The organism is Streptomyces sp. NPDC005791, assembly GCF_042871485.1.
Lineage (GTDB): Bacteria > Actinomycetota > Actinomycetes > Streptomycetales > Streptomycetaceae > Streptomyces.
The window spans coordinates 241,771-262,155 of sequence record NZ_JBIAIP010000004.1 but is presented as its reverse complement, the minus strand read 5'-3'; the positions used below and the strand labels follow the sequence as shown (position 1 = coordinate 262,155).

General features: G+C 67.4%; 16 protein-coding genes. 8 read left to right on the top strand and 8 right to left on the bottom strand.

Annotated features, from left to right (window positions below; all coding sequences use genetic code 11):
- Positions 1 to 49: 49 nt before the first annotated feature.
- A complete protein-coding gene (locus ACFYSH_RS10730) occupies positions 50 to 2,347 on the bottom strand; it encodes a DUF6049 family protein (RefSeq protein WP_388751877.1) in 2,298 nt (765 codons plus the stop codon).
- Positions 2,348 to 2,527: 180 nt separating this feature from the next.
- Between ACFYSH_RS10730 and ACFYSH_RS10725 the strand changes: the two genes are divergently transcribed.
- Positions 2,528 to 3,970 carry a CCA tRNA nucleotidyltransferase gene (locus ACFYSH_RS10725; RefSeq protein ID WP_359463649.1) on the top strand — a complete coding sequence of 481 codons (1,443 nt, stop codon included), beginning with the start codon at positions 2,528 to 2,530 and terminating at the stop codon, positions 3,968 to 3,970.
- Between the two features lie 105 nt (positions 3,971 to 4,075).
- Here ACFYSH_RS10725 and ACFYSH_RS10720 read toward each other — a convergent pair whose 3' ends face one another.
- The 3 genes from ACFYSH_RS10720 to ACFYSH_RS10710 all read right to left on the bottom strand — a co-directional run bounded on the left by ACFYSH_RS10720 (position 4,076) and on the right by ACFYSH_RS10710 (position 7,299).
- Positions 4,076 to 5,365, bottom strand: coding sequence for an MFS transporter (locus ACFYSH_RS10720; RefSeq protein ID WP_388751875.1), 1,290 nt, complete (start codon positions 5,363 to 5,365; stop codon positions 4,076 to 4,078).
- 87 nt (positions 5,366 to 5,452) lie between these two features.
- A complete protein-coding gene (locus ACFYSH_RS10715; protein WP_359463655.1) occupies positions 5,453 to 6,535 on the bottom strand; it encodes an inositol-3-phosphate synthase in 1,083 nt (360 codons plus the stop codon).
- 62 nt (positions 6,536 to 6,597) lie between these two features.
- Positions 6,598 to 7,299, bottom strand: coding sequence for a helix-turn-helix transcriptional regulator (locus tag ACFYSH_RS10710; protein ID WP_359463658.1), 702 nt, complete (start codon positions 7,297 to 7,299; stop codon positions 6,598 to 6,600).
- Between the two features lie 756 nt (positions 7,300 to 8,055).
- On the opposite strand from ACFYSH_RS10710, the gene ACFYSH_RS10705 reads away from it, so the two are divergent.
- Together ACFYSH_RS10705 and ACFYSH_RS10700 are read left to right on the top strand one after the other, a co-directional pair.
- Entirely contained in the window at positions 8,056 to 10,383 is a 2,328-nt protein-coding gene (locus tag ACFYSH_RS10705; protein WP_388751873.1) for a transglycosylase domain-containing protein, read from the top strand.
- Positions 10,384 to 10,511: 128 nt separating this feature from the next.
- On the top strand, positions 10,512 to 12,017 hold the full coding sequence (locus tag ACFYSH_RS10700) for a glycosyltransferase family 87 protein (RefSeq protein WP_388751871.1): 1,506 nt from the start codon (positions 10,512 to 10,514) through the stop codon (positions 12,015 to 12,017).
- 14 nt (positions 12,018 to 12,031) lie between these two features.
- On the opposite strand, the gene ACFYSH_RS10695 is transcribed toward ACFYSH_RS10700, so the two are convergent.
- From ACFYSH_RS10695 to ACFYSH_RS10685, 3 genes are all read right to left on the bottom strand, one after another.
- Positions 12,032 to 13,063, bottom strand: a complete 1,032-nt coding sequence (locus tag ACFYSH_RS10695) for an alanine racemase (RefSeq protein ID WP_359463666.1) — start codon at positions 13,061 to 13,063, stop codon at positions 12,032 to 12,034.
- 78 nt (positions 13,064 to 13,141) lie between these two features.
- Positions 13,142 to 14,260 carry a peptidoglycan bridge formation glycyltransferase FemA/FemB family protein gene (locus tag ACFYSH_RS10690; protein ID WP_351273600.1) on the bottom strand — a complete coding sequence of 373 codons (1,119 nt, stop codon included), beginning with the start codon at positions 14,258 to 14,260 and terminating at the stop codon, positions 13,142 to 13,144.
- Between the two features lie 195 nt (positions 14,261 to 14,455).
- Complete coding sequence (locus tag ACFYSH_RS10685) at positions 14,456 to 14,812, bottom strand: hypothetical protein (RefSeq protein WP_359463670.1); 357 nt, start codon at positions 14,810 to 14,812, stop codon at positions 14,456 to 14,458.
- A gap of 287 nt (positions 14,813 to 15,099) precedes the next feature.
- Between ACFYSH_RS10685 and rpsF the strand changes: the two genes are divergently transcribed.
- The 4 genes from rpsF to rplI all read left to right on the top strand — a co-directional run bounded on the left by rpsF (position 15,100) and on the right by rplI (position 16,796).
- Positions 15,100 to 15,390: a 30S ribosomal protein S6 gene (rpsF, locus tag ACFYSH_RS10680; protein ID WP_359463672.1), complete on the top strand. Its 291-nt coding sequence runs from the start codon at positions 15,100 to 15,102 to the stop codon at positions 15,388 to 15,390.
- A 71-nt stretch (positions 15,391 to 15,461) separates the two neighbouring features.
- Positions 15,462 to 16,052 (top strand): single-stranded DNA-binding protein, encoded by a 591-nt coding sequence (locus ACFYSH_RS10675; protein WP_388751868.1) that lies wholly within the window; start codon positions 15,462 to 15,464, stop codon positions 16,050 to 16,052.
- 42 nt (positions 16,053 to 16,094) lie between these two features.
- The gene (gene rpsR, locus ACFYSH_RS10670; RefSeq protein ID WP_003967857.1) at positions 16,095 to 16,331 is read left to right on the top strand and encodes a 30S ribosomal protein S18; all 237 of its coding nucleotides are present in this window, start codon (positions 16,095 to 16,097) and stop codon (positions 16,329 to 16,331) included.
- A gap of 18 nt (positions 16,332 to 16,349) precedes the next feature.
- Positions 16,350 to 16,796, top strand: a complete 447-nt coding sequence (gene rplI, locus ACFYSH_RS10665; RefSeq protein WP_014155197.1) for a 50S ribosomal protein L9 — start codon at positions 16,350 to 16,352, stop codon at positions 16,794 to 16,796.
- 115 nt (positions 16,797 to 16,911) lie between these two features.
- Here rplI and ACFYSH_RS10660 read toward each other — a convergent pair whose 3' ends face one another.
- Entirely contained in the window at positions 16,912 to 18,249 is a 1,338-nt protein-coding gene (locus ACFYSH_RS10660; RefSeq protein WP_388751866.1) for an MATE family efflux transporter, read from the bottom strand.
- 476 nt (positions 18,250 to 18,725) lie between these two features.
- Here ACFYSH_RS10660 and dnaB point away from each other — a divergent pair, with 476 nt between their 5' ends.
- Complete coding sequence (dnaB, locus tag ACFYSH_RS10655; RefSeq protein ID WP_359464138.1) at positions 18,726 to 20,183, top strand: replicative DNA helicase; 1,458 nt, start codon at positions 18,726 to 18,728, stop codon at positions 20,181 to 20,183.
- Positions 20,184 to 20,385 lie beyond the last annotated feature (202 nt).

Genomic DNA, 20,385 nt, shown 5'->3' with positions numbered 1-20,385 from the left:
CGAAACCCCACCTTATTGTCCCCGGCCGACAGGCCATGACAGACATCGCTCAACGGTCCACTTTCTCACCCGGGCCCGACGGCTTCCCGCTTTCCGGACCGGTGTCCGGCGTGGGGTCACTCGGCTGCTCGGGTTCGCCGTCGCCGTTCTCCGCTGCGTTCCCGGCGACGGTGCGCTTGCGGTGGGTGTACATCCTGATGCCTGCCAGGACCAGGAGCAGCAGCCCGCCGGCGATCACCAGGAGCACGGTCGGGGTGACTTCCGAGGCCTTCACCGTGAAGGTCATCGCTTCGCCGTACGGAGCACCGTCCGTGGTGAACAGCCGTGCGGTGACCTGTGCCTGGCCGTTGGCATTGGCCGAAGCGTCGAACTTCACGGACTGGCTGTGTCCGCCCGAGATGGCGACGGGCCGCTGGGCGGCCGCTCCGCCGTCGTCGAGCTTGAGCCGAGTGGCGTTGCCCGACGTCAGACGGAGAACGAGGTGATCGACGCCCTGAACCAGTTTGTTCTGCACGGTCACCGGGATCGTGGCGCTGCGCCCGGACAGGGTCACATCCGACTTCGCGATCAGCTGGACCTCGTTGGTGAGGCCCTGCAGATAGGTGCGGACCGCATCACGGTACCGCTGCGCCTCCAGCGACTTCCCGCGCCAGGACGTCGACACGGAGCGGTTGATCGCGTTCCCGAAGGGGGTGACCACCCGGTCGGGCTGAGTAAGGATGACCTGGAAGCTGTTGAGCGAGTTCTGTGTCGTCCTGATGTCCTGGAACGCCTGGGTGGGGAGTTCCTGACTTCGCAGCTTCTTCGGGTACTGAGAGGCCCGGGGCACCTTGGTGGTGGCCTGTGTGTCGGGTTGCTGCTCGGCTGCGGCCGTCAGGTCGAGGGGTTGCGTCCAGCGTTCCGTGGTGAGGGCCTGCAGCGCGCGCGCCATGGTCTGTGCCTGGGCGGCGGTGGGAGTCCGCTGCGGGGCGACGACGATGCTGCGCTCCTTGTCGGGCGCCTGCTCCGTCAAGGTCAGCGTCTGGGCCAGGAACCTCTGGACGGCGAGTGTCGAGGCGCCGGCCTTGGACATGTCGCCGGTGAACGTGGTGGAGAGCCGGTGGTCGGCGACGACGGCGGTGGTGCCACCGCCGATCGGCCTGGCCGAGGTCGGTGTGTAGGGCAGCCCGCCGGTCTCCTTGAGACTGTCGCTGCGTGTGATCACCTTGTGTGCACCGGCCGAGGTGGCGACGTCGACGACCGAGGGATCGATCGCACCGTCCACCGGCCAGGCGAAGTCGGTGGACGGCTTCACATGAAGGACGGTTTCCACCGTCGTCCCCGCGACCTCGGTCGCCGTCTGAAGATGGCTGAGGGCACCCGAGACGTTCTTGCCGCGATGGGCGATGGACGCGAGATCGGGATCGGCGAACGGCAGGGCCACCACCTTCCCGTCCTTGACGGCCGCCTGCAGATCCGAGAGCCACTTCTTCGCGATGGCCTGGTTCTTCCCGGCGACGGTGGTGTCACCGACTTTGACGCGGTAGTTCTTCGTCATCGCGTCGACCGAGGCCAGCAGATCGGGATCGATCACCCACGTCACAGGGAGCTGCCGCCCCAGGGAGACCAACTGCTCCAATCGGCCGCCGGGGGCGAGCTCGAGGGCCAGGTCGTCATCGGCGAACACGGGAGTCTGCTGTTCGTCGGAGCCTGTCTCGGCGGTGACGTGTGCCGATGCGATCAGCGGCCAGAGGAAAGTGAGCTTCGTCCTGCTCTTGGTGTCCTCCGGCTGCCACGGCAGGAAGGTCCGCTGGATGCCGAGCACCTGGTCGTAGGCGTTGTCGGTGGTCCGGCCGGTCAGGGACACCCCGAGTTGGTAGACGCCCTCGGTGTCCAGGTCCAGCTTGTCCACCGGGACGGAGAGGGTGAAGTCCTGACTGACCCCGGACATGAGCTCGGGAACCTTCAGGGTGTACGTGCCACCGAGCTTGGCCGGGTCGCTGCCGGGCAGGTACCCGGTGCGCTGGGCGGCCTCGTCGACAGCCCCTCTGCCCGAGAGCTGCGGGCCGACGCGCAGGTCCACCTCGGCGTCCGTGACCGTCTTCCTGCCCTTGTTGGTCAGGGTGCCGGAGACGGTGAGGGTGTCGCCTTCGACCGGTGCGCTGGGAGCGAGCGTGTCCAGGGACACATCGACCGTGCGTGCGCCGGTCGGGGTCTTCGTCGCTTCCTGAGCTTGCGCCGAGGGTGTCGTGGGACCGGCCAGGAGGCCGGCGATCAGCGGTGCCCCGATGATCAAGGAGGCTGTGCGCCGGAGCCACCGGCGGGCAGGGGAGGGATTCATCCCCTGAAAGTCTGCCGCCTCGGCCACGCGTATCCGTCCCTCGTCGTCGTCAGCTCGTGCCGGCTCTGCCGGTCTCTGCGTCCCCGCATGGTAACGATGTGCCGGACGCCTGCGTGCCGGGGACCGTGCCACATGATCGTGAGAGTCTCGCAGGGCCGCGAGAAACGATGACGCCCGGGCCGGTCGGTGCACGTACCCTTTTCTGTTGTGCCGAACGCCAACGAAGACAGCCCCCGTGCACTGAGTCAGGTGCAGCACCGCGCAGTCAGCGAACTGCTGCGGGTGTCCCCCGTCGCCGACGACCTCGCTCTCCGATTCCAGGAGGCCGGATTCGGTCTCGCCCTGGTGGGTGGGTCGGTCCGCGATGCGTTGCTCGGCAGGCTCGGAAACGACCTCGACTTCACGACCGATGCCCGCCCGGAGGAAGTCCTGAAGATCGTCCGCCCCTGGGCAGACTCGGTCTGGGAGGTCGGAATCGCGTTCGGCACCGTCGGCTCGCAGAAGGACGGCTACCAGATCGAGGTCACGACCTACCGGTCGGAGGCGTACGACAGGACTTCGCGCAAGCCTGAGGTCTCCTACGGGGACTCGATCGAGGACGACCTCGTGCGCCGCGACTTCACGGTCAACGCCATGGCCGTCGCGCTGCCGCAGAAGGAGTTCATCGACCCGCACGGCGGCCTCGACGACCTGGCGCAGCGCGTACTGCGCACGCCGGGCACACCCGAAGCGTCCTTCTCCGACGACCCGCTGCGCATGCTGCGCGCCGCACGCTTTGCCGCGCAGCTGGACTTCGAGGTGGCCCCCGCCGTCGTGAAGGCCATGACGGACATGGCGGGACGCATCGAGATCGTCTCGGCCGAGCGGGTCCGGGAGGAGCTCAACAAACTGCTGCTCTCCGGTCACCCCCGCAAGGGGCTGGGGCTCCTCGTGGACACAGGCCTGGCGGACCGGGTGCTGCCCGAGCTTCCCGCGCTCCGCCTGGAAAGTGATGAGCATCACCGTCACAAGGACGTCTATGAGCACTCGCTGACGGTCCTGGAGCAGGCCATCGACCTCGAGGAGGGCGGTGCGGACCTCGTGCTGCGTCTCGCGGCTCTGCTCCACGACATCGGGAAGCCGAGGACTCGACGCTTCGAGACGGACGGCCGCGTCTCCTTCCACCACCACGAAGTGGTGGGAGCCAAGATGGCCAAGAAGCGGATGACCGAGCTCAAGTACTCCAACGACATGGTCAAGGACGTCTCGAAGCTGGTGGAGCTGCATCTGCGCTTCCACGGATACGGCGACGGGGAATGGACCGACTCCGCCGTGCGCAGGTACGTGCGGGACGCGGGGCCGCTGCTGAGCCGGCTGCACAAGCTGACGCGCTCCGACTGCACGACGCGTAACAAGCGCAAGGCGAACGCGTTGTCCCGTACCTATGACGGCCTCGAGGAGCGCATCGCACAGCTGCAGGAGCAGGAGGAGCTGGAGGCGATCCGGCCCGACCTGGACGGCAACGAGATCATGCAGATCCTGGGTGTGGAGCCCGGGCCCGTGATCGGCAAGGCTTACTCGTTCCTGCTGGAGCTGCGACTGGAGAACGGCCCGATGGAACACGCCGCCGCGGTGGCTGCTCTCAAGGAATGGTGGGCCCGGCAGGACTGAGACCTCCCGCCAAGCCGCTTCGTTTCACGTGAAACACGAGGGCGCGGGAAGCGAACCAGGAGGCAGGCGATGAGGGGCGTTGTTTCACGTGAAACAACGCCCCCCTCACTCATTGATGCCGGTGTGCCGGAGTGCGCGGCTCACCCGCCGCCGACGCAGCACGGCCACCGAGACAACGGCGTAGAGCGCGGCCACGGTGAGCACCACGACGACGGACCGCCCGTCAGGCGGAAGCACCAACGCGGACATCCCGGCAGCGGCGACGAAGGCGACGTTGAACAGCACGTCATAGAGCGAGAAGACCCGGCCGCGATAGGCGTCGTCCACGGAGGTCTGCACCTCGGTGTCCGTAGCGATCTTCGCTCCCTGGGTCACGAGGCCGAGCACGAAGGCTGCCGCCAGCATCGGAGTAAGGGCGAACGGGAGCCCCAGCGCCGGTTCCAGGAGGGCGGCCGCCCCGGCGCAGCCCGCCAGCCAGCCGTATCGCCCGAAGCGTCCGACCGCCCACGGGGACATCACGGCCGCCACGAAGAACCCACCAGCGGAAGCGCCGAGCGCGAGGCCGAGAAGGGCCAGTCCGTCGGACTCGTTGTCGGACCAGGCGTAACGGCACAGCATCAGCACCATCACGGTCAACGCCCCGTAGCAGAAGCGCATGACAGACATGGCAGCCAGTGCGTGGGCCGCGTCCCGTCGGTCGGCCAGATGGCGCAACCCTGCGACGAGCCCTTGCGCGGTAGTGGTGAGCGCCTCGCGCAGCGGCACATGGTGCAGGCCCCGATCGGGGCCGAGGAGCGTGCGGGCCAGGGTCAGGGAGGCCAGGGCCGAAAGAAGGTAGAGGACCGCGCCGAGCAGGACCACGGCGGCATCGGACCCGTCGGTCAGCAGGCGGATGGCCAGCGCGACTCCCCCGCCCGCGGTGGCAGCCAGCGTGCCGGCGGTCGGGGAGAGGGAGTTGGCCAGGACGAGCCGTTCGGTGTCGACGACGCGCGGCAGAGCTGCCGACAGGCCCGCCAGTACGAAACGGTTGACGGCGGTGACACAGAGGGCGGAGGCGTAGAACAGCCAGTCCGGAACGGAACTCAGGAGCAGCAGGGCCGTGCAGCAGGCCAGCGCCGCCCGCAGCAGGTTCCCGTACAGGAATACCTGGCGCCGGAGCCAGCGGTCGAGCAGGACTCCGGCGAACGGGCCGATCAGCGAGTACGGGAGGAGCAGCACAGCCATGGCGGACGCGATGGCACCCGGCGTTGCCTGCTTCTCCGGTGAGAAGACGACATAGGTGGCGAGCGCGACCTGGTAGACGCCATCGGCCGACTGGGAGAGAAGTCGTACGGCGAGCAGGCGACGGAAGTTCCGAAGGCGCAGGAGTACGCCCAGATCACGTACGACAGGCATGTGTGCAAGGGTCACACACATGGGGGCCCTCCGGGCGGATTGCCCGAGGACCCCCACAGGGTGCAGCAACAGCCGTGAGCGGCTGGATCAGCGCTCGACGTCGCCGCTGATGAACTTCTCGACGTTCTCGCGGGCCTCGTCGTCGAAGTACTGGACCGGCGGGGACTTCATGAAGTACGACGAAGCCGAGAGGATCGGGCCGCCGATGCCACGGTCCTTGGCGATCTTCGCAGCGCGCACGGCATCGATGATGACACCGGCGGAGTTCGGGGAGTCCCAGACCTCGAGCTTGTACTCCAGGTTCAGAGGAACGTCACCGAAGGCACGGCCCTCGAGGCGCACGTACGCCCACTTGCGGTCGTCCAGCCAGGCCACGTAGTCCGACGGGCCGATGTGGACGTTGTCCGCGCCGAGGTCGCGGTCGCGGATCTGCGAGGTGACGGCCTGGGTCTTCGAGATCTTCTTCGACTCCAGGCGCTCACGCTCGAGCATGTTCTTGAAGTCCATGTTGCCGCCGACGTTCAGCTGCATCGTGCGGTCCAGGATGACGCCCCGGTCCTCGAAGAGCTTCGCCATCACACGGTGCGTGATGGTGGCGCCCACCTGGGACTTGATGTCGTCGCCGACGATCGGGACACCGGCCTCGGTGAACTTGTCGGCCCACTCCTTGGTGCCGGCGATGAACACCGGGAGGGCGTTGACGAACGCGACCTTGGCGTCGATGGCGCACTGCGCGTAGAACTTCGCAGCCACCTCGGAACCGACGGGCAGGTAGCAGACGAGAACGTCGACCTGCTTGTCCTTGAGGATCTGGACGATGTCGACCGGGGCGTCGGAGGACTCCTCGATCGTCTCGCGGTAGTACTTGCCCAGACCGTCGTGGGTGTGGCCGCGCTGTACGGTCACACCGGTGTTCGGCACGTCGGCGATCTTGATCGTGTTGTTCTCGCTGGCGCCGATCGCGTCCGCGAGGTCGAGGCCGACCTTCTTGGCGTCGACGTCGAAGGCGGCGACGAACTCGACGTCACTCACGTGGTACTCGCCGAACTGGACGTGCATCAGGCCGGGCACCTTGCCGGCCGGATCGGCGTCCTTGTAGTACTCGACGCCCTGCACCAGCGAGGCGGCGCAGTTGCCCACGCCGACGATGGCTACGCGAACCGAACCCATGCCGATTGCTCCCTGTGTGTTCTCGGTGTTCCCCGGTGACGCCTTGCGGATCCGCGGGGATGTCACTTCGTGTCGTCGGACGGATCCGGCCGGGTGTCGTCCCGGTGCCGGGGCAGGCCGCCCGTTTCTCCTGATGTGTCGTGCTGGTTGGAGCTCCCGGGCGAGGATCGGCGCTGATCCCGTCCCGACCGCTCGCTCTCGATGAGCTCGTTCAGCCAGCGCACTTCGCGCTCCACGGACTCCATGCCGTGTCGCTGCAGCTCGAGCGTGTAGTCGTCGAGCCGTTCGCGGGTGCGGGCGAGTGAGGCGCGCATCTTCTCGAGGCGCTCCTCCAGCCTGCTCCGGCGGCCTTCGAGCACACGCATCCGCACCTCGCGCTCCGTCTGCCCGAAGAAGGCGAAACGAGCCGCGAAGTGCTCGTCCTCCCAGGAGTCCGGACCGGTGTGCGAGAGCAGCTCCTCGAAGTGCTCCTTACCTTCTGCCGTCAACCGGTAGACGATCTTGGCGCGCCGCCCGGCCAGCGAGGACGTGGGGGCTGCCCCACGACCCGCGGCGGGTGGCGAAGCCGGAACACTTCCCGGTTCCTCGATCAACCAGCCGTTGGCGACCAGCGTCTTGAGGCAGGGGTAGAGGGTGCCGTAGCTGAAGGCACGGAAGATCCCCAGCGATGTGTTGAGGCGCTTGCGCAGCTCGTAGCCGTGCATGGGGGACTCGCGGAGCAGGCCGAGTACGGCGAATTCGAGGATGCCGGAGCGTCTGCTCATCTTCGCCTCCTCCTCCGCCTGGTGCTTCCGCAGGCCGCTGGGACCACCTTATGCCGTGCTGATGTATCGACTCGATACATCAGCACGATAGATCGACTCGTGATGTTCGACAAGGGGGCGGTTCGTGAGCGGCGTCACATCCCCGATTCATAGGGAGCGACTTGCGTAATTTGAGGTGAAGTTCGGTCCCCAGAGGTTTTTGACCGTGCGTAGTCTGTGCGGCATGCAGACCACCGGGAACCGTGAGACGCCGCTGAGCGTCAGTAATCGCGGACTGCCGGAACTGCGGGTAAGCCTTCCGCAGGGCCTTGTCCGCAATTCGGGGGGACCGGATCTCAACTGCCGCTTCCAGGCGCTCTCGCCTGCCCGAGGAGTAGTCGTTCGATGAGCGAGCACCGTCGCAAAACGCCGCAACCGCAAGGTGGCGGGCGCGCAGCGGCCAGACGAGCCGCCCAACAGCCTGCTGGACGCCGCACCGATGCGTCACGCAGAGCTACCTCAGTATCACCGTCCGACGCGCATGGTGAGGAGCCGGTCTACGGCAGCCGCGCCGAAGCCCGTCGCGCCGCGCAGCGCGGCGGAGGCCGGCGGCGGGGAGGTGGCGACGGCAGCGGTCACGAAGGATCCGACCGAGGTCGGGCCGACTCCGGGAAGAAGCGCTTCGTCGACTACCCGCGGGCCGGCAAGTACGGCTTCCGCCGCTGGGTCCCGTCGTGGCGGCTGGTCTCCGGTCTGTGCCTGGGCTTCCTGGGTCTCATGATGGGTGCGGCCGGCATCGCGTACGCCCTGGTGGTGCCGCCCGAGGTCAAGGACGTCGCCACGGCACAGAACAACGTCTACTACTGGGCCGACGACACACAGATGGTCGCCACCGGTGGGTCCGTCAACCGTCAGTCGCTCGAGTACGCCCAGATCCCCGTAGCGATGCGGAACGCCGTCATCTCGGCCGAGAACAAGTCGTTCGAGGACGACAGGGGCATCGACCCCATGGGTATCGCCCGCGCCTTCTGGAACATGGCGAGGGGAGGTGACACCCAGGGCGGTTCGACCATCACCCAGCAGTACGTGAAGAACTCCATGCTCACCCAGGAGCAGACACTGAGCCGGAAGGTCAAGGAGCTCTTCATCACGCTCAAGGTCGGTGAGAACGTGCCCAAGAAGAAGGTCATGGAGGGGTACCTCAACGTCTCCTACTACGGGCGGGGCGCCTCGGGGCTCCAGGCGGCGGCACGTGCGTACTACAACAAGGACGCGACGGCGCTGACTCCGAGCGAGTGCGCCTTCCTGGCCACGCTGCTCAAGGGCGCGAGCTACTACGACCCCGCGGGCGCTCCCGACGTCGACCCGGTGAATGCCACGGCCGAGAAGAACACCGAGCGGGCCAAGGCGCGCTGGAGCTGGATCCTCGACGAAGAGGTGAAGGACGGCAGGATGAGCGCGGCGGAGCGCGCCGGGTACAAGGAATTCCCCGAGCCGGACGCGCCGAGGAAGGACGCCAAGCTCGGTGGCCAGACCGGGTACCTGGTCGACCTCGCCACGAAGTACTTCCTCGCGCACAACGAGGAAGGCGTCACCGAGAAGGAACTGGCCCGGGGCGGTTACGAGATCCACACGACCTTCGACAAGAAGAAGGTCGCCGCGCTCGAGAAGTCGATCACGGAGGTGTACGAGGCCGAGATCGACGAAAAGGCGCGTCCCGACAAGGACACGCACGTCGAGTTCGGCGGTGCGTCGGTGGACACCGCCACGGGAGCCATCGTCGCCACGTACGGCGGTCAGGACGCGACGAAGCACTACACCAACAACGCCGACGCGACCGGTGCGCAGGTCGGTTCGACGTTCAAGCCGTTCGTGCTCGCAGCGGCCATGCAGTACGGGAAGCGCAACCCCGAGCTCGGCCCCGAGCAGAGCGAGTCGGAGCGTGTTCTTGTCTCGCCGAAGAGCACCTACAACGGCGACAACGAGCTGAGGATCAACAAATACGACGGTACGGTCTGGCAGAACGAAGAGGGCGAGGAGTGGCTCCAGACCAACGACGGCGACAAGAGCTACGGAGACATCAGCCTCCGTTACGCCATGCAGGAGTCCGCCAACTCCCCCTTCGTACAGCTCGGGATGGACGTCGGCACCGACAAGGTGAAGCAGGCCGCCATCGACGCGGGCCTGCGTGACGACGACTACATGGCGAACTCGACCGTTCCCTCGTTCTCCATCGGTACGTCCTCGCCCAGCGCCATCCGGATGGCCGGTTCGTACGCCACCTTCGCCACCAGCGGACAGCAGAGCGAGCCCTTCTCGGTCACCGAGGTCAAGCACAAGGGTGAGGTCATCTACAAGCACGAGACGAAGACGAAGCCGGCGTTCCCGAGCATCATCGCGGACAACGTCACCGATGTGCTGAAGAACGTCGTCGAGAACGGCACGGGCAGGCCCGCCCGACTCCCGGGCCGTGATGCGGCCGGCAAGACGGGTACCACGGACGGCAACAAGTCGGCCTGGTTCGTCGGCTACACCCCGCAGTTGTCGACCGCGGTCAGCATGTTCCGGATGGACGACGACGAGAAGAACAAGGACCGCGAGTTCCTGGAGATGTACGGCACCGGTGGCGAGACGTCGATCCACGGTGCCTCCTTCCCCGCGCAGATCTGGCACGACTACATGACCGAAGCGATGAAGGGCAAGAAGGTCGTGAGGTTCCCGAAGGCGGAGCCGTACGGCGAGACGGTCTTCGGTGGCGGCGCGGTCAGCCCCACCCCGTCGCCGAGCCCGACCCCTGAGGAGTCCGAGTCGCCCGAGGAGTCGAAGTCGCCGTCCCCGACTCCGTCGACCATCACCCCCTCGCCGAGCATGACGTCGTGTGCGCCGCTCGACTGGGAGTGTAAGAACGGCAACCAGAACGGCGGCGGGACGACCGACGGCAACGACAACGGGGGGACCACGGAAGGTTCCACCGAAGGCGGGACCGACGCCGGGACCGGGACCACGGAGGGCGGGACGGACACCGGGACGACCGAGGGAACGGACGAAGGCGCGACCGAGGGTGAGGAGAACGGCCGCGGCGGGATCTTCGGCGGTGGCGGCTGACCCCGCCCCAGGGCCTCCCGGACACGCGTGACGAGGGCCGTCGGCACCTGACAGGTGCCGACGGCCCTCTCGTGTGTCCCGGACACGGGCCACGCCCGCACACAGCGCCGTACGGCAGGATGTGCGGCATGCCAAGCGCAGAAGACACGAGCGTGCACCAGGAGCCGTCCGTCGTACCGCCCACGCGACAGGACGAGATCGCCGCAGCGGGCAGCGAGCTGATCGGCGGTCCCGTGGGCCGCTGGGCATGGGTGGGGTCGGGGCCGCTCACACCGGTGCGTGTCATCGTGCTGGTGGCGATCGGGATGTTCGCGCTCGGCATGGTGCAGAAGATTCCCTGCTACGACTGGGCGTGGTTCCGCGGCACCAGTTCGCAGTACACGCACGCGTGCTACTCCGACATCCCGCACCTCTATGTGGGGCGCGGTTTCGCCGACGGCCTCGTGCCGTACGTCGACCGGCTCAGCGGTGACATGGCGTACCTCGAGTACCCGGTCCTGACCGGCGCCTTCATGCAGATCGCGTCCTGGCTGACGCTGACCCCGTCCTCGGACCCCGTGCAGCAGCGCGAACAGATGTACTGGATGGTCAACGCCGGCCTGCTGATGATCTGCGCCGTGATCATCGCGGTGTGTGTCGCCCGTACGCACCGGCGCCGCCCCTGGGACGGTCTCCTGGTCGCCCTCGCCCCGGCGGCCGCGCTCACCGCGACGATCAACTGGGATCTGCTCGCCGTCGCCCTGACCACCGCGGCGATGCTCATGTGGTCCCGCGGCAGGAACCTCGCCTTCGGCATCCTCGTCGGCCTCGCCACCGCCGCCAAGCTCTATCCCGTGCTGATCCTCGGCCCCCTGCTGGTGTTGTGCTGGCGTGCCGGGAAGTGGCGGCAGTACGGGGTGGCGCTCCTCGGTGCGGCAGCGGCCTGGCTGCTGGTGAACCTTCCGGTGATGGCGTACGCCCCGGAGGGGTGGAAGAAGTTCTACACGTTCAGCCAGGAACGGCAGATCGACTACGGCTCGTTCTGGCTGGTCATCACCCAGCGCACGGGCCGGCCCATCGACGTGAGCACGGTGAACACCGCCTCGGTGCTGCTGATGGTCGTGCTGTGTGCGGGAATCGCCGGGCTGGCGCTGACCGCCCGGTACCGGCCGCGCTTCGCCCAGCTCGCGTTCCTGGTGGTGGCCGCCTTCATCCTGACCAACAAGGTCTACTCACCGCAGTACGTGCTCTGGCTGATCCCTCTGGCCGCGCTGGCCAGGCCCCGCTGGCGGGACTTCCTCGTCTGGCAGGCCTGCGAGGTCATGTACTTCCTGGGGATCTGGTTCTACCTCGCGTACACGACGAGCGGCGACAAGCACCAAGGGCTGCCGCAGGAGGGCTACCAGGTCGCGGTCATCCTGCACCTGCTCGGCACGCTCTACCTCTGCGCCGTGATCGTCAGGGACGTCCTGCGGCCGGACCGGGATCCCGTCCGGCGTGACGGGTCCGACGACCCTTCGGGCGGGGTGCTCGACGGGGCGCCGGACCGGGTGGCACTCCTGCAGGTGCACCATGGTCCGGCCCGGCATGACACACCCGCGGCCGACGGACCGCGGGTGGAGTGGGGTACGGCGGACAGGACGGCCTCCGACTGAGCGGAGGGGTGGTCCTACCGGTCCACGAGGCGGTCGAACTGGGTGGTGGTGTGGCGCAGATGGGCCACCAGTTCGTCGCCGACCCTCGGCTCCTGGGCGTCCGAGGGCACGAAGAGGATCGACACCTGCATGTGCGGCGGCTCGGCGAACCAGCGCTGCTTGCCCGCCCAGACGAACGGTGACAGGTTGCGGTTGACCGTGGCCAGCCCGGCGCGCGCCACGCCCTTGGCGCGAGGCATGACCCCGTGCAGGGCCTTGGGCGCCTCCAGGCCGACACCGTGGGAGGTCCCCCCGGCGACGACCACCAGCCACCCGTCGGACGCGGCCTTCTGCTGGCGGTAGCCGAAACGATCCCCCTTGGAGACGCGCGTGACGTCGAGCACCGCGCCGCGGTACTCCGTCGCCTCGTGGTCACCGAGCCAGAGCCGCGTCCCGATGCGTGCGCGGAAGAGGGTCTGCGGGAACTGCTGCCGCAGCCGCGCCAGTTCCTCGGCCCGCAGATGGCTGACGAACATGGTGTGCAGGGGCAGCCGGGCGGCGCGCAGACGGTCCATCCAGGCGATGACCTCCTCGACCGCGTCCGAACCGTCCGTGCGGTCGAGCGGCAGGTGCAGCGCGAAACCCTCGAGTCGTACGTCCTCGATGGCCGCGTGCAGCTGGCCGAGCTCCTCCTCCTTCACACCGTGGCGCTTCATCGAGCTCATGCACTCGATGACCACGCGCGCGCCCACCAGGGCGTGCACACCGTCCACGGAGGAGACGGAGCGGATGACGCGGTCGGGCAGCGGTACCGGCTCCTCGCCCCGGCGGAATGGCGTGAGCACGAGCAGGTCGCCGCTGAACCAGTCCTTGATGCGAGCGGCCTCGTACGTGGTCCCGACGGCCAGCGTGTCGGACCCGGCACGGATCGCCTCATCGGCCAGCCGCTCGTGTCCGAAGCCGTATCCGTTGCCCTTGCAGACGGGGACGAGACCGGGGAACTGGTCCAGCACGGACTTCTGGTGCGCCCGCCAGCGCGCGGTGTCGACGTAGAGGGAGAGCGCCATGGCCGGCCCGGAACCTTTCTGGTGGCTGCGGTGTGAGTGATCGAGGGGAGGGACTGATGGACGGGGGTGGGAACGAGGTCAGCGGCGCGACATGTACATGTCGAGCGCCTTGTGCAGCAGCTTGTTGAGGGGGAAGTCCCATTCGCCGACGTACTCGACGGCTTCCCCGCCGGTGCCGACCTTGAACTGGATCAGGCCGAAGAGGTGGTCCGTCTCGTCCAGCGAGTCACTGATGCCGCGGAGGTCGTAGACGGTCGCGCCCATCGCGTACGAGTCACGGAGCATCCGCCACTGCATGGCGTTGGACGGCCGGACCTCGCGTCCGATGTTGTCCGAGGCGCCGTAGGAGTACCAGACGTGCCCGCCGACGACGAGCATCGTGGCAGCCGACAGGTTCACGCCGTTGTGCCGGGCGAAGTACAGCCGCATGCGGTTGGGATCCTCGGAGTTGAGGACCGACCACATGCGCTGGAAGTACGAGAGGGGGCGCGGCCGGAAGTGGTCGCGTACCGCGGTGATCTCGTACAGCCGCTGCCATTCGGCGAGGTCCTCGTAGCCGCCCTGCACCACCTCGACACCGGCCTTGTCGGCCTTCTTGATGTTGCGCCGCCAGAGCTGGTTGAAGCCCTTGAGGACGTCCTCCAGGGAGCGGTTGGCCAGCGGGACCTGGAAGACGTAGCGGGGCTGTACGTCGCCGAAACCGGCGCCGCCGTCCTCGCCCTGCTGCCAGCCCATCTTCCGCAGCCGGTCCGAGACCTCGAAGGCGCGCGGCTCGATGTGACTGGCCTCGACGTCACGCAGTCGCTTCACGTCGGGGTCCTGGATCCCCGACTTGATGGCGGTCGAGTCCCAGCGGCGGATCACCACGGGGGGGCCCATCTTCACCGAGAAGGCGCCCTGCTGCTTGAGGTGCGCGAGCATCGGCTGGAGCCACTCGTCCAGATTCGGGGCGTACCAGTTGATGACCGGCCCCTCGGGCAGGTACGCCAGATAGCGCTTGATCTTGGGCAGTTGGCGGTACAGCACCAGACCGGCACCGACCATCTCGCCGTTCTTGTCGAACCATCCCAGGTTCTCCGAACGCCATTCCGTCTTCACATCAGCCCACGCCGGGACCTGGCAGTGACTGGCCGAAGGCAGGTTCTGGATGTACGCCAGATGCTGCTCTCGGCTGATGGTCCTCAGGGTCAGGCTCATGCGGGGCGCTCCTCGGCAGGTGTGTCCCCATCGGTCAGGGGCTCCGGCTCTCGCGCCGAAGCCTACTGTGACCGAGGGGCGCCCGGTCTGGCCCGTCCGGACCGGACCGGTACGCCGCCCGCGCGGGATCACCCGGCTGTGCGTTCCGTGGGGTGCCGGGCCCGGTCCTCCGGGCCCGGCACCCCACTGTGCCGGTCAGGTGACGACGCCGCCGAACAGGCCGCCGTGAGCCATGCCGAGGTAGAAGCCGACGGCGGACGCCCCGATCCCCATGATCAGGCCGAACCGCTCCCAGGTGGTCCTGGAGATGTACTGCCCGTACGCGCCGGTCAGGATGCCGATCAGACCGGCCCAGGAGCTGAGCAGATGCAGGTTGTGGAACATCGCCGTCACGAACGCGAGGACACCCAGGACCCCGGTCACCACCATCAGCGCTTCCTGCCGCGGATGCGGCTTGCCGTCCGTCGCGAAGAGTGAACCGGTGGCTCGGCGGGTCCTGGCCGTCCGGCGGGGTGCGGTCCCGCCGCCGGCAGGGCGGACTGTCTGTGCCATGGAGTACCTCCTGGCGGGAAGGTCGGTGGAGCGTAGTGCCACTCACACCGCATCTGTCTCGATTGTGCCCCCTGAACACCGGATTTCAACCGGACGCCGGTCTGCGGGTAGTCTGTACGGTCTGCACCGGTGTCTGCCCTGAGCCAGCACTGCAGCTCCCCTCGACCATCGAAGACGGGCGTTGTCAGTGGCGGCTGTTTTACTCGGAGACACTGATGCTCAACGCATCACGACCCTCCTGCCACGGAACGACCGTGGCCGCTGAGTCCAAAGGAGGTGGGTTCCACATGCGTCACTACGAGGTGATGGTCATCCTCGACCCCGATCTCGAGGAGCGAGCAGTCTCCCCGCTGATCGAGAACTTCCTCTCCGTCGTCCGTGAGGGCAACGGAAAGGTCGAGAAGGTCGACACCTGGGGCCGTCGTCGTCTCTCTTACGAGATCAAGAAGAAGCCTGAGGGCATCTACTCGGTCATCGACCTGCAGGCCGAGCCTGCGGTCGTCAAGGAGCTCGACCGACAGATGAACCTGAACGAGTCGGTCCTCCGGACCAAGGTCCTCCGTCCCGAGAACCACTGAGCGTCTAGCTCAGTGGTCATCGGGTTCGAGTAGCAAGCAGCCAGAAGCAATCCCCGCCGAGAGGTTCACCCATGGCAGGCGAGACCGTCATCACGGTCGTCGGCAATCTCGTCGACGACCCCGAGCTGCGCTTCACCCCGTCCGGTGCGGCGGTCGCGAAGTTCCGTGTCGCGTCCACTCCCCGCATCTTCGACCGGCAGACCAATGAGTGGAAGGACGGCGAAGGCCTGTTCCTCACCTGCTCGGTCTGGCGTCAGGCGGCGGAGAACGTCGCGGAGTCGCTCCAGCGAGGCATGCGCGTCGTCGTGCAGGGCCGGCTGAAGCAGCGGTCCTACGAGGACCGTGAGGGCGTCAAGCGCACGGTCTACGAGCTGGATGTCGAGGAAGTCGGCCCCAGCCTGAAGAACGCCACGGCCAAGGTCACCAAGACCACAGGTCGCGGTGGTCAGGGCGGCGGCAACTGGGGCGGCGGTCCCGGTGGCGGTGGCCAGCAGGGTGGCGGCGGTGCTCCCGCCGACGACCCGTGGGCCACGAACGCTCCGTCCGGCGGCCAGCAGGGCGGGGGCCAGCAGGGCGGCGGGGGTGGCTGGGGCGGAAGCTCCGGCGGCTCCGGCGGCTCCGGCGGTTCCGGCGGCGGCTACTCGGACGAGCCTCCCTTCTAGGGCTGCTCGTACCCCACTTCTTGATCACACAGGAGAAACACCATGGCGAAGCCGCCTGTGCGCAAGCCTAAGAAGAAGGTCTGCGCGTTCTGCAAGGACAAGACCCAGTACGTGGACTACAAGGACACGAACATGCTGCGGAAGTTCATTTCCGACCGCGGCAAGATCCGTGCCCGCCGCGTCACCGGCAACTGCACGCAGCACCAGCGTGACGTCGCCACGGCAGTCAAGAACAGCCGTGAGATGGCGCTGCTGCCCTACACGTCCACCGCGCGATAAGGGAAGGGTGACCGAATCATGAAGATCATCCTCACCCACGAGGTCACTGGCCTCGGTGCCGCCGGCGACGTCGTGGACGTCAAGGACGGGTACGCCCGTAACTACCTGGTTCCGCGTGGCTTCGCCATCCGCTGGACCAAGGGCGGCGAGAAGGACGTGGCGCAGATCCGCCGCGCCCGCAAGATCCACGAGATCGCGACGATCGAGCAGGCCAACGAGATCAAGGCCAAGCTCGAGGCCGTGAAGGTCCGTCTGGCTGTTCGCTCCGGCGACGCCGGCCGCCTCTTCGGTTCCGTCACCCCGGCTGACATCGCCTCGGCGATCAAGTCCGCCGGCGGTCCGGACGTCGACAAGCGTCGCGTCGAGCTCGGCTCGCCGATCAAGACGCTCGGCGGACACCAGGTGTCCGTCCGGCTGCACCCCGAGGTTGCCGCGAAGCTCGGTATCGAGGTCGTTGCTGCCTAAGGGCACAGCTCAGCAGAGCTAGGTGAAGGGCCGCACCTCCGGGTGCGGCCCTTCGTCGTTTCACGTGAAACCTGCTGTGATCGATCTTCGGGGGTGACGGTCGGTCGTGTGAGCTTCAGCGCGTGGCGCCGGTGACGATCCATCGGCCGGACCGCATGCGCATCCACAACGTCACCAGGCGGACTGTCATCATCAGTGTCATCGCCCCCCAGAGAGCCGTGAGGCCTCCTCCGAAAGTGGGGACGAGGAGAGCGACCGGGGCGAAGACAGCCAGGGTCAGGACCATGGCCCAAGCGAGATAGCGGCCGTCCCCTGCTCCCATCAGTACTCCGTCGAGCACGAAGACCACCCCGGAGATCGGTTGCGAGAGCGCCACGACCAGGAGCGCCGGCAGCAGGGCGTCCTTCACGGAGGTGTCGCCCGTGAACAGCGGCACGAAGAGGGGCCTGGCGAGCACGATCACCACGCCGAGGGCCACCCCCGAGACGATTCCCCACTGCACCATCCGCCGGCATGCCTCGCGGGCGCCCTTGGCGTCGTTCGCCCCCAGGTAGCGGCCGATGATGGCTTGCCCCGCGATGGCGATCGCGTCGAGTGCGAAGGCTGTGAGGCTCCAGAGCGACAGGATGATCTGGTGTGCGGCGATGTCCGTGTCACCGAGGCGGGCGGCGACGGCGGTGGCGATCATCAGGACCGCCCGCAGCGACAACGTGCGGACCAGCAGGGGCACGCCCGCCTGGGCGCTGGCCCGGATGCCCGTGGCGTCAGGACGAAGGGATGCTCCGTGCCGCTGGGCCCCGCGGACGACGACGATCAGGTAGACGACGGCCATCCCGACCTGGGCGATGACGGTTCCCCATGCGGACCCTGCGATCCCCAGCCCGGCGCCGTAGACAAGTCCGACGTTGAGGGCGCCGTTGGCTGCGAATCCGCCGATTGCGACGTAGAGCGGTGTCCGGGTGTCCTGCAGTCCACGCAGCACTCCCGTGGCTGCGAGCACCACCAGCATCGCGGGAATACCGAGGCTGGAGATCCGCAGATAGGTGACGGCGTACGGGGCCGCAGTGTCCGACGTCCCGAAGGCGTCGACCAGCCACGGCGCCAGCGGGAGGGTGACGGCGATGACAGCCGCACCGATCAGCAGAGCGAGCCAGATGCCGTCCATTCCCTGGCGGATGGCGGACGCCAGATCTCCTGCACCCACCTGGCGGGCGACTGCGGCTGTCGTGGCGTAGGCGAGGAAGACGAAGACGCTCACCGCGGTCGTCAGCAGCGCCGCAGCCACCGCGAGACCGGCCAGTTGGGGAGTGCCGAGGTGGCCGACGATGGCACTGTCGACCATGACGAAAAGCGGCTCGGCGACGAGCGCGCCGAAGGCCGGTACGGCGAGCGCGACGATCTCGCGGTCGTGCCGGCGACGGGAGGGCGGCTGGGTCGTGGACGCCTGGATCATGGGGACCAATCTAATCTTCCACAGGTAATAGATGCAATTGACTTGGGACCCTTACTGTCTGCGGGTTTTCGTGTGCAGTGGAAGGTCGTTTCCGGTGATCTTGAGCTGCGGGAAAAAGTTTTTCTCCCCCACAGCCAGTGGATTGCATAAGGCCAGGTCAGAGGAGTCCTGACTGGCTGCGTATGAGTTTGTCCACAGTGCTGTCCCCTGGTCCGTGCACAGGATCCGATGAGTTCTCCACAGCATCCGGTCCGTCGTCCACATGCCCTGTGGATAACCAGATTGGCTGACGGTGCGGACCGGCCTACCGTGGTGCGGCGCCCGCACTCCGTTCCGGCCAGGAAGACCGCAGAACTTGACGCGCCGGAACCGGAGTCGGGCGTCTTGATTGTCGGTGCCGTGGCGTAGGAAAGAGTCGCACGGCTAGGTCCGCGAAGCGGACGGGAGGAGGTGGCCCGGTGAGCATTCCCGAGCCTTTGGACGATCCCTGGGTCGATGTCGGTCCCAGTGACCGTCTGCCCGTTTCCCGTCAGCGCCGCGGCGAGGGCAAGGGGCGTGAAGAGCAGCACGAGCGGGGCCGGGAGAGCGGCTGGGACGGCGGCGCGTCCGGCTTCGAGCGGGTGCCTCCGCAGGACCTCGATGCCGAGCAGTCCGTACTCGGCGGCATGCTGCTCTCCAAGGACGCCATCGCGGACGTCGTGGAGATCATCAAGGGGCACGACTTCTACCGACCGGCCCACGAGACGGTCTACACGGCCATCCTCGACCTCTACGCGAAGGGTGAGCCGGCCGACCCGATCACGGTGGCGGCCGAGCTGGTCAAACGCGGCGAGATCACCAAGGTCGGCGGAGCCCCGTATCTGCACACGCTGGTGCAGTCCGTACCGACCGCGGCCAACGCTTCGTACTACGCGGAGATCGTTCACGAGCGGGCTGTTCTCCGACGTCTCGTCGAAGCCGGCACGAAGATCACCCAGATGGGATACGCGGCCGACGGCGACGTCGACGAGATCGTCAACTCGGCGCAGGCGGAGATCTACGCCGTCACGGAACAGCGCACCAGCGAGGACTACCTCCCGCTCGGCGACATCATGGAAGGCGCTCTCGACGAGATCGAGGCCATCGGCTCCCGCAGCGGAGAGATGACCGGTGTGCCGACCGGCTTCACGGACCTCGACGCCCTGACCAACGGGCTGCACCCCGGCCAGATGATCGTCATCGCGGCCCGTCCCGCCATGGGTAAGTCCACGCTCGCCCTGGACTTCGCCCGCGCCTGCTCGATCAAGAGCAACCTCCCGAGCGTGATCTTCTCGCTGGAGATGGGGCGCAACGAGATCGCGATGCGTCTGCTGTCCGCCGAGGCCCGGGTGGCCCTCCACCACATGCGCTCCGGCACCATGACCGACGAGGACTGGACGCGGCTCGCCCGGCGGATGCCGGACGTGTCGGCCGCTCCGCTCTACATCGACGACTCCCCGAACCTCTCGATGATGGAGATCCGTGCGAAGTGCCGTCGCCTCAAGCAGCGCAACGACCTCAAACTGGTGGTCATCGACTACCTGCAGCTGATGCAGTCCGGCGGAGCCAAACGGGCCGAGAGCCGGCAACAGGAGGTCTCGGACATGTCGCGAAACCTCAAGCTCCTTGCCAAGGAGCTTGAGCTTCCCGTCATCGCCCTGTCACAGCTGAACCGTGGTCCCGAGCAGCGCACGGACAAGAAGCCGATGGTCTCCGACCTGCGTGAGTCCGGCTCCATCGAGCAGGACGCCGACATGGTCATCCTGTTGCACCGCGAGGACGCGTACGAGAAGGAGTCGCCGCGCGCGGGTGAGGCGGACCTGATCGTGGCCAAGCACCGTAACGGTCCGACGGCGACGATCACCGTCGCGTTCCAGGGCCACTACTCCCGTTTCGTGGACATGGCCCAGACCTGACGCAGACGTGTGCGGCCTCAGGCGGTCTCCCGATCCGCATGCCGAGATCATCTCGGAGGACCTGGTCGGCCGTATCAGGAAGCTCGGGGCGCAGTTACTGTGAGCTGGACGACTGGCTCCGCGGTGGCTCCCGGCCGACAGGGGAGCCGATCTACCAGGTCGACGAGAAACGGGTTCGTCAGGCGGTACGGTGCGGGACATC

What these genes read in the sequence shown, in the direction of transcription:
- ACFYSH_RS10675 (WP_388751868.1), top strand. Translation starts at nt 15,462, where the DNA reads ATGGCAGGCGAGACCGTCATCACGGTCGTCGGCAATCTCGTCGACGAC.
- ACFYSH_RS10720 (WP_388751875.1), bottom strand. Translation starts at nt 5,365, where the DNA reads ATGCCTGTCGTACGTGATCTGGGCGTACTCCTGCGCCTTCGGAACTTC.
- ACFYSH_RS10705 (WP_388751873.1), top strand. Translation starts at nt 8,056, where the DNA reads ATGATGGGTGCGGCCGGCATCGCGTACGCCCTGGTGGTGCCGCCCGAG.
- ACFYSH_RS10700 (WP_388751871.1), top strand. Translation starts at nt 10,512, where the DNA reads ATGCCAAGCGCAGAAGACACGAGCGTGCACCAGGAGCCGTCCGTCGTA.
- ACFYSH_RS10690 (WP_351273600.1), bottom strand. Translation starts at nt 14,260, where the DNA reads ATGAGCCTGACCCTGAGGACCATCAGCCGAGAGCAGCATCTGGCGTAC.
- ACFYSH_RS10695 (WP_359463666.1), bottom strand. Translation starts at nt 13,063, where the DNA reads ATGGCGCTCTCCCTCTACGTCGACACCGCGCGCTGGCGGGCGCACCAG.
- ACFYSH_RS10685 (WP_359463670.1), bottom strand. Translation starts at nt 14,812, where the DNA reads ATGGCACAGACAGTCCGCCCTGCCGGCGGCGGGACCGCACCCCGCCGG.
- ACFYSH_RS10660 (WP_388751866.1), bottom strand. Translation starts at nt 18,249, where the DNA reads ATGATCCAGGCGTCCACGACCCAGCCGCCCTCCCGTCGCCGGCACGAC.
- rpsF (WP_359463672.1), top strand. Translation starts at nt 15,100, where the DNA reads ATGCGTCACTACGAGGTGATGGTCATCCTCGACCCCGATCTCGAGGAG.
- ACFYSH_RS10710 (WP_359463658.1), bottom strand. Translation starts at nt 7,299, where the DNA reads ATGAGCAGACGCTCCGGCATCCTCGAATTCGCCGTACTCGGCCTGCTC.
- rpsR (WP_003967857.1), top strand. Translation starts at nt 16,095, where the DNA reads ATGGCGAAGCCGCCTGTGCGCAAGCCTAAGAAGAAGGTCTGCGCGTTC.
- ACFYSH_RS10715 (WP_359463655.1), bottom strand. Translation starts at nt 6,535, where the DNA reads ATGGGTTCGGTTCGCGTAGCCATCGTCGGCGTGGGCAACTGCGCCGCC.
- rplI (WP_014155197.1), top strand. Translation starts at nt 16,350, where the DNA reads ATGAAGATCATCCTCACCCACGAGGTCACTGGCCTCGGTGCCGCCGGC.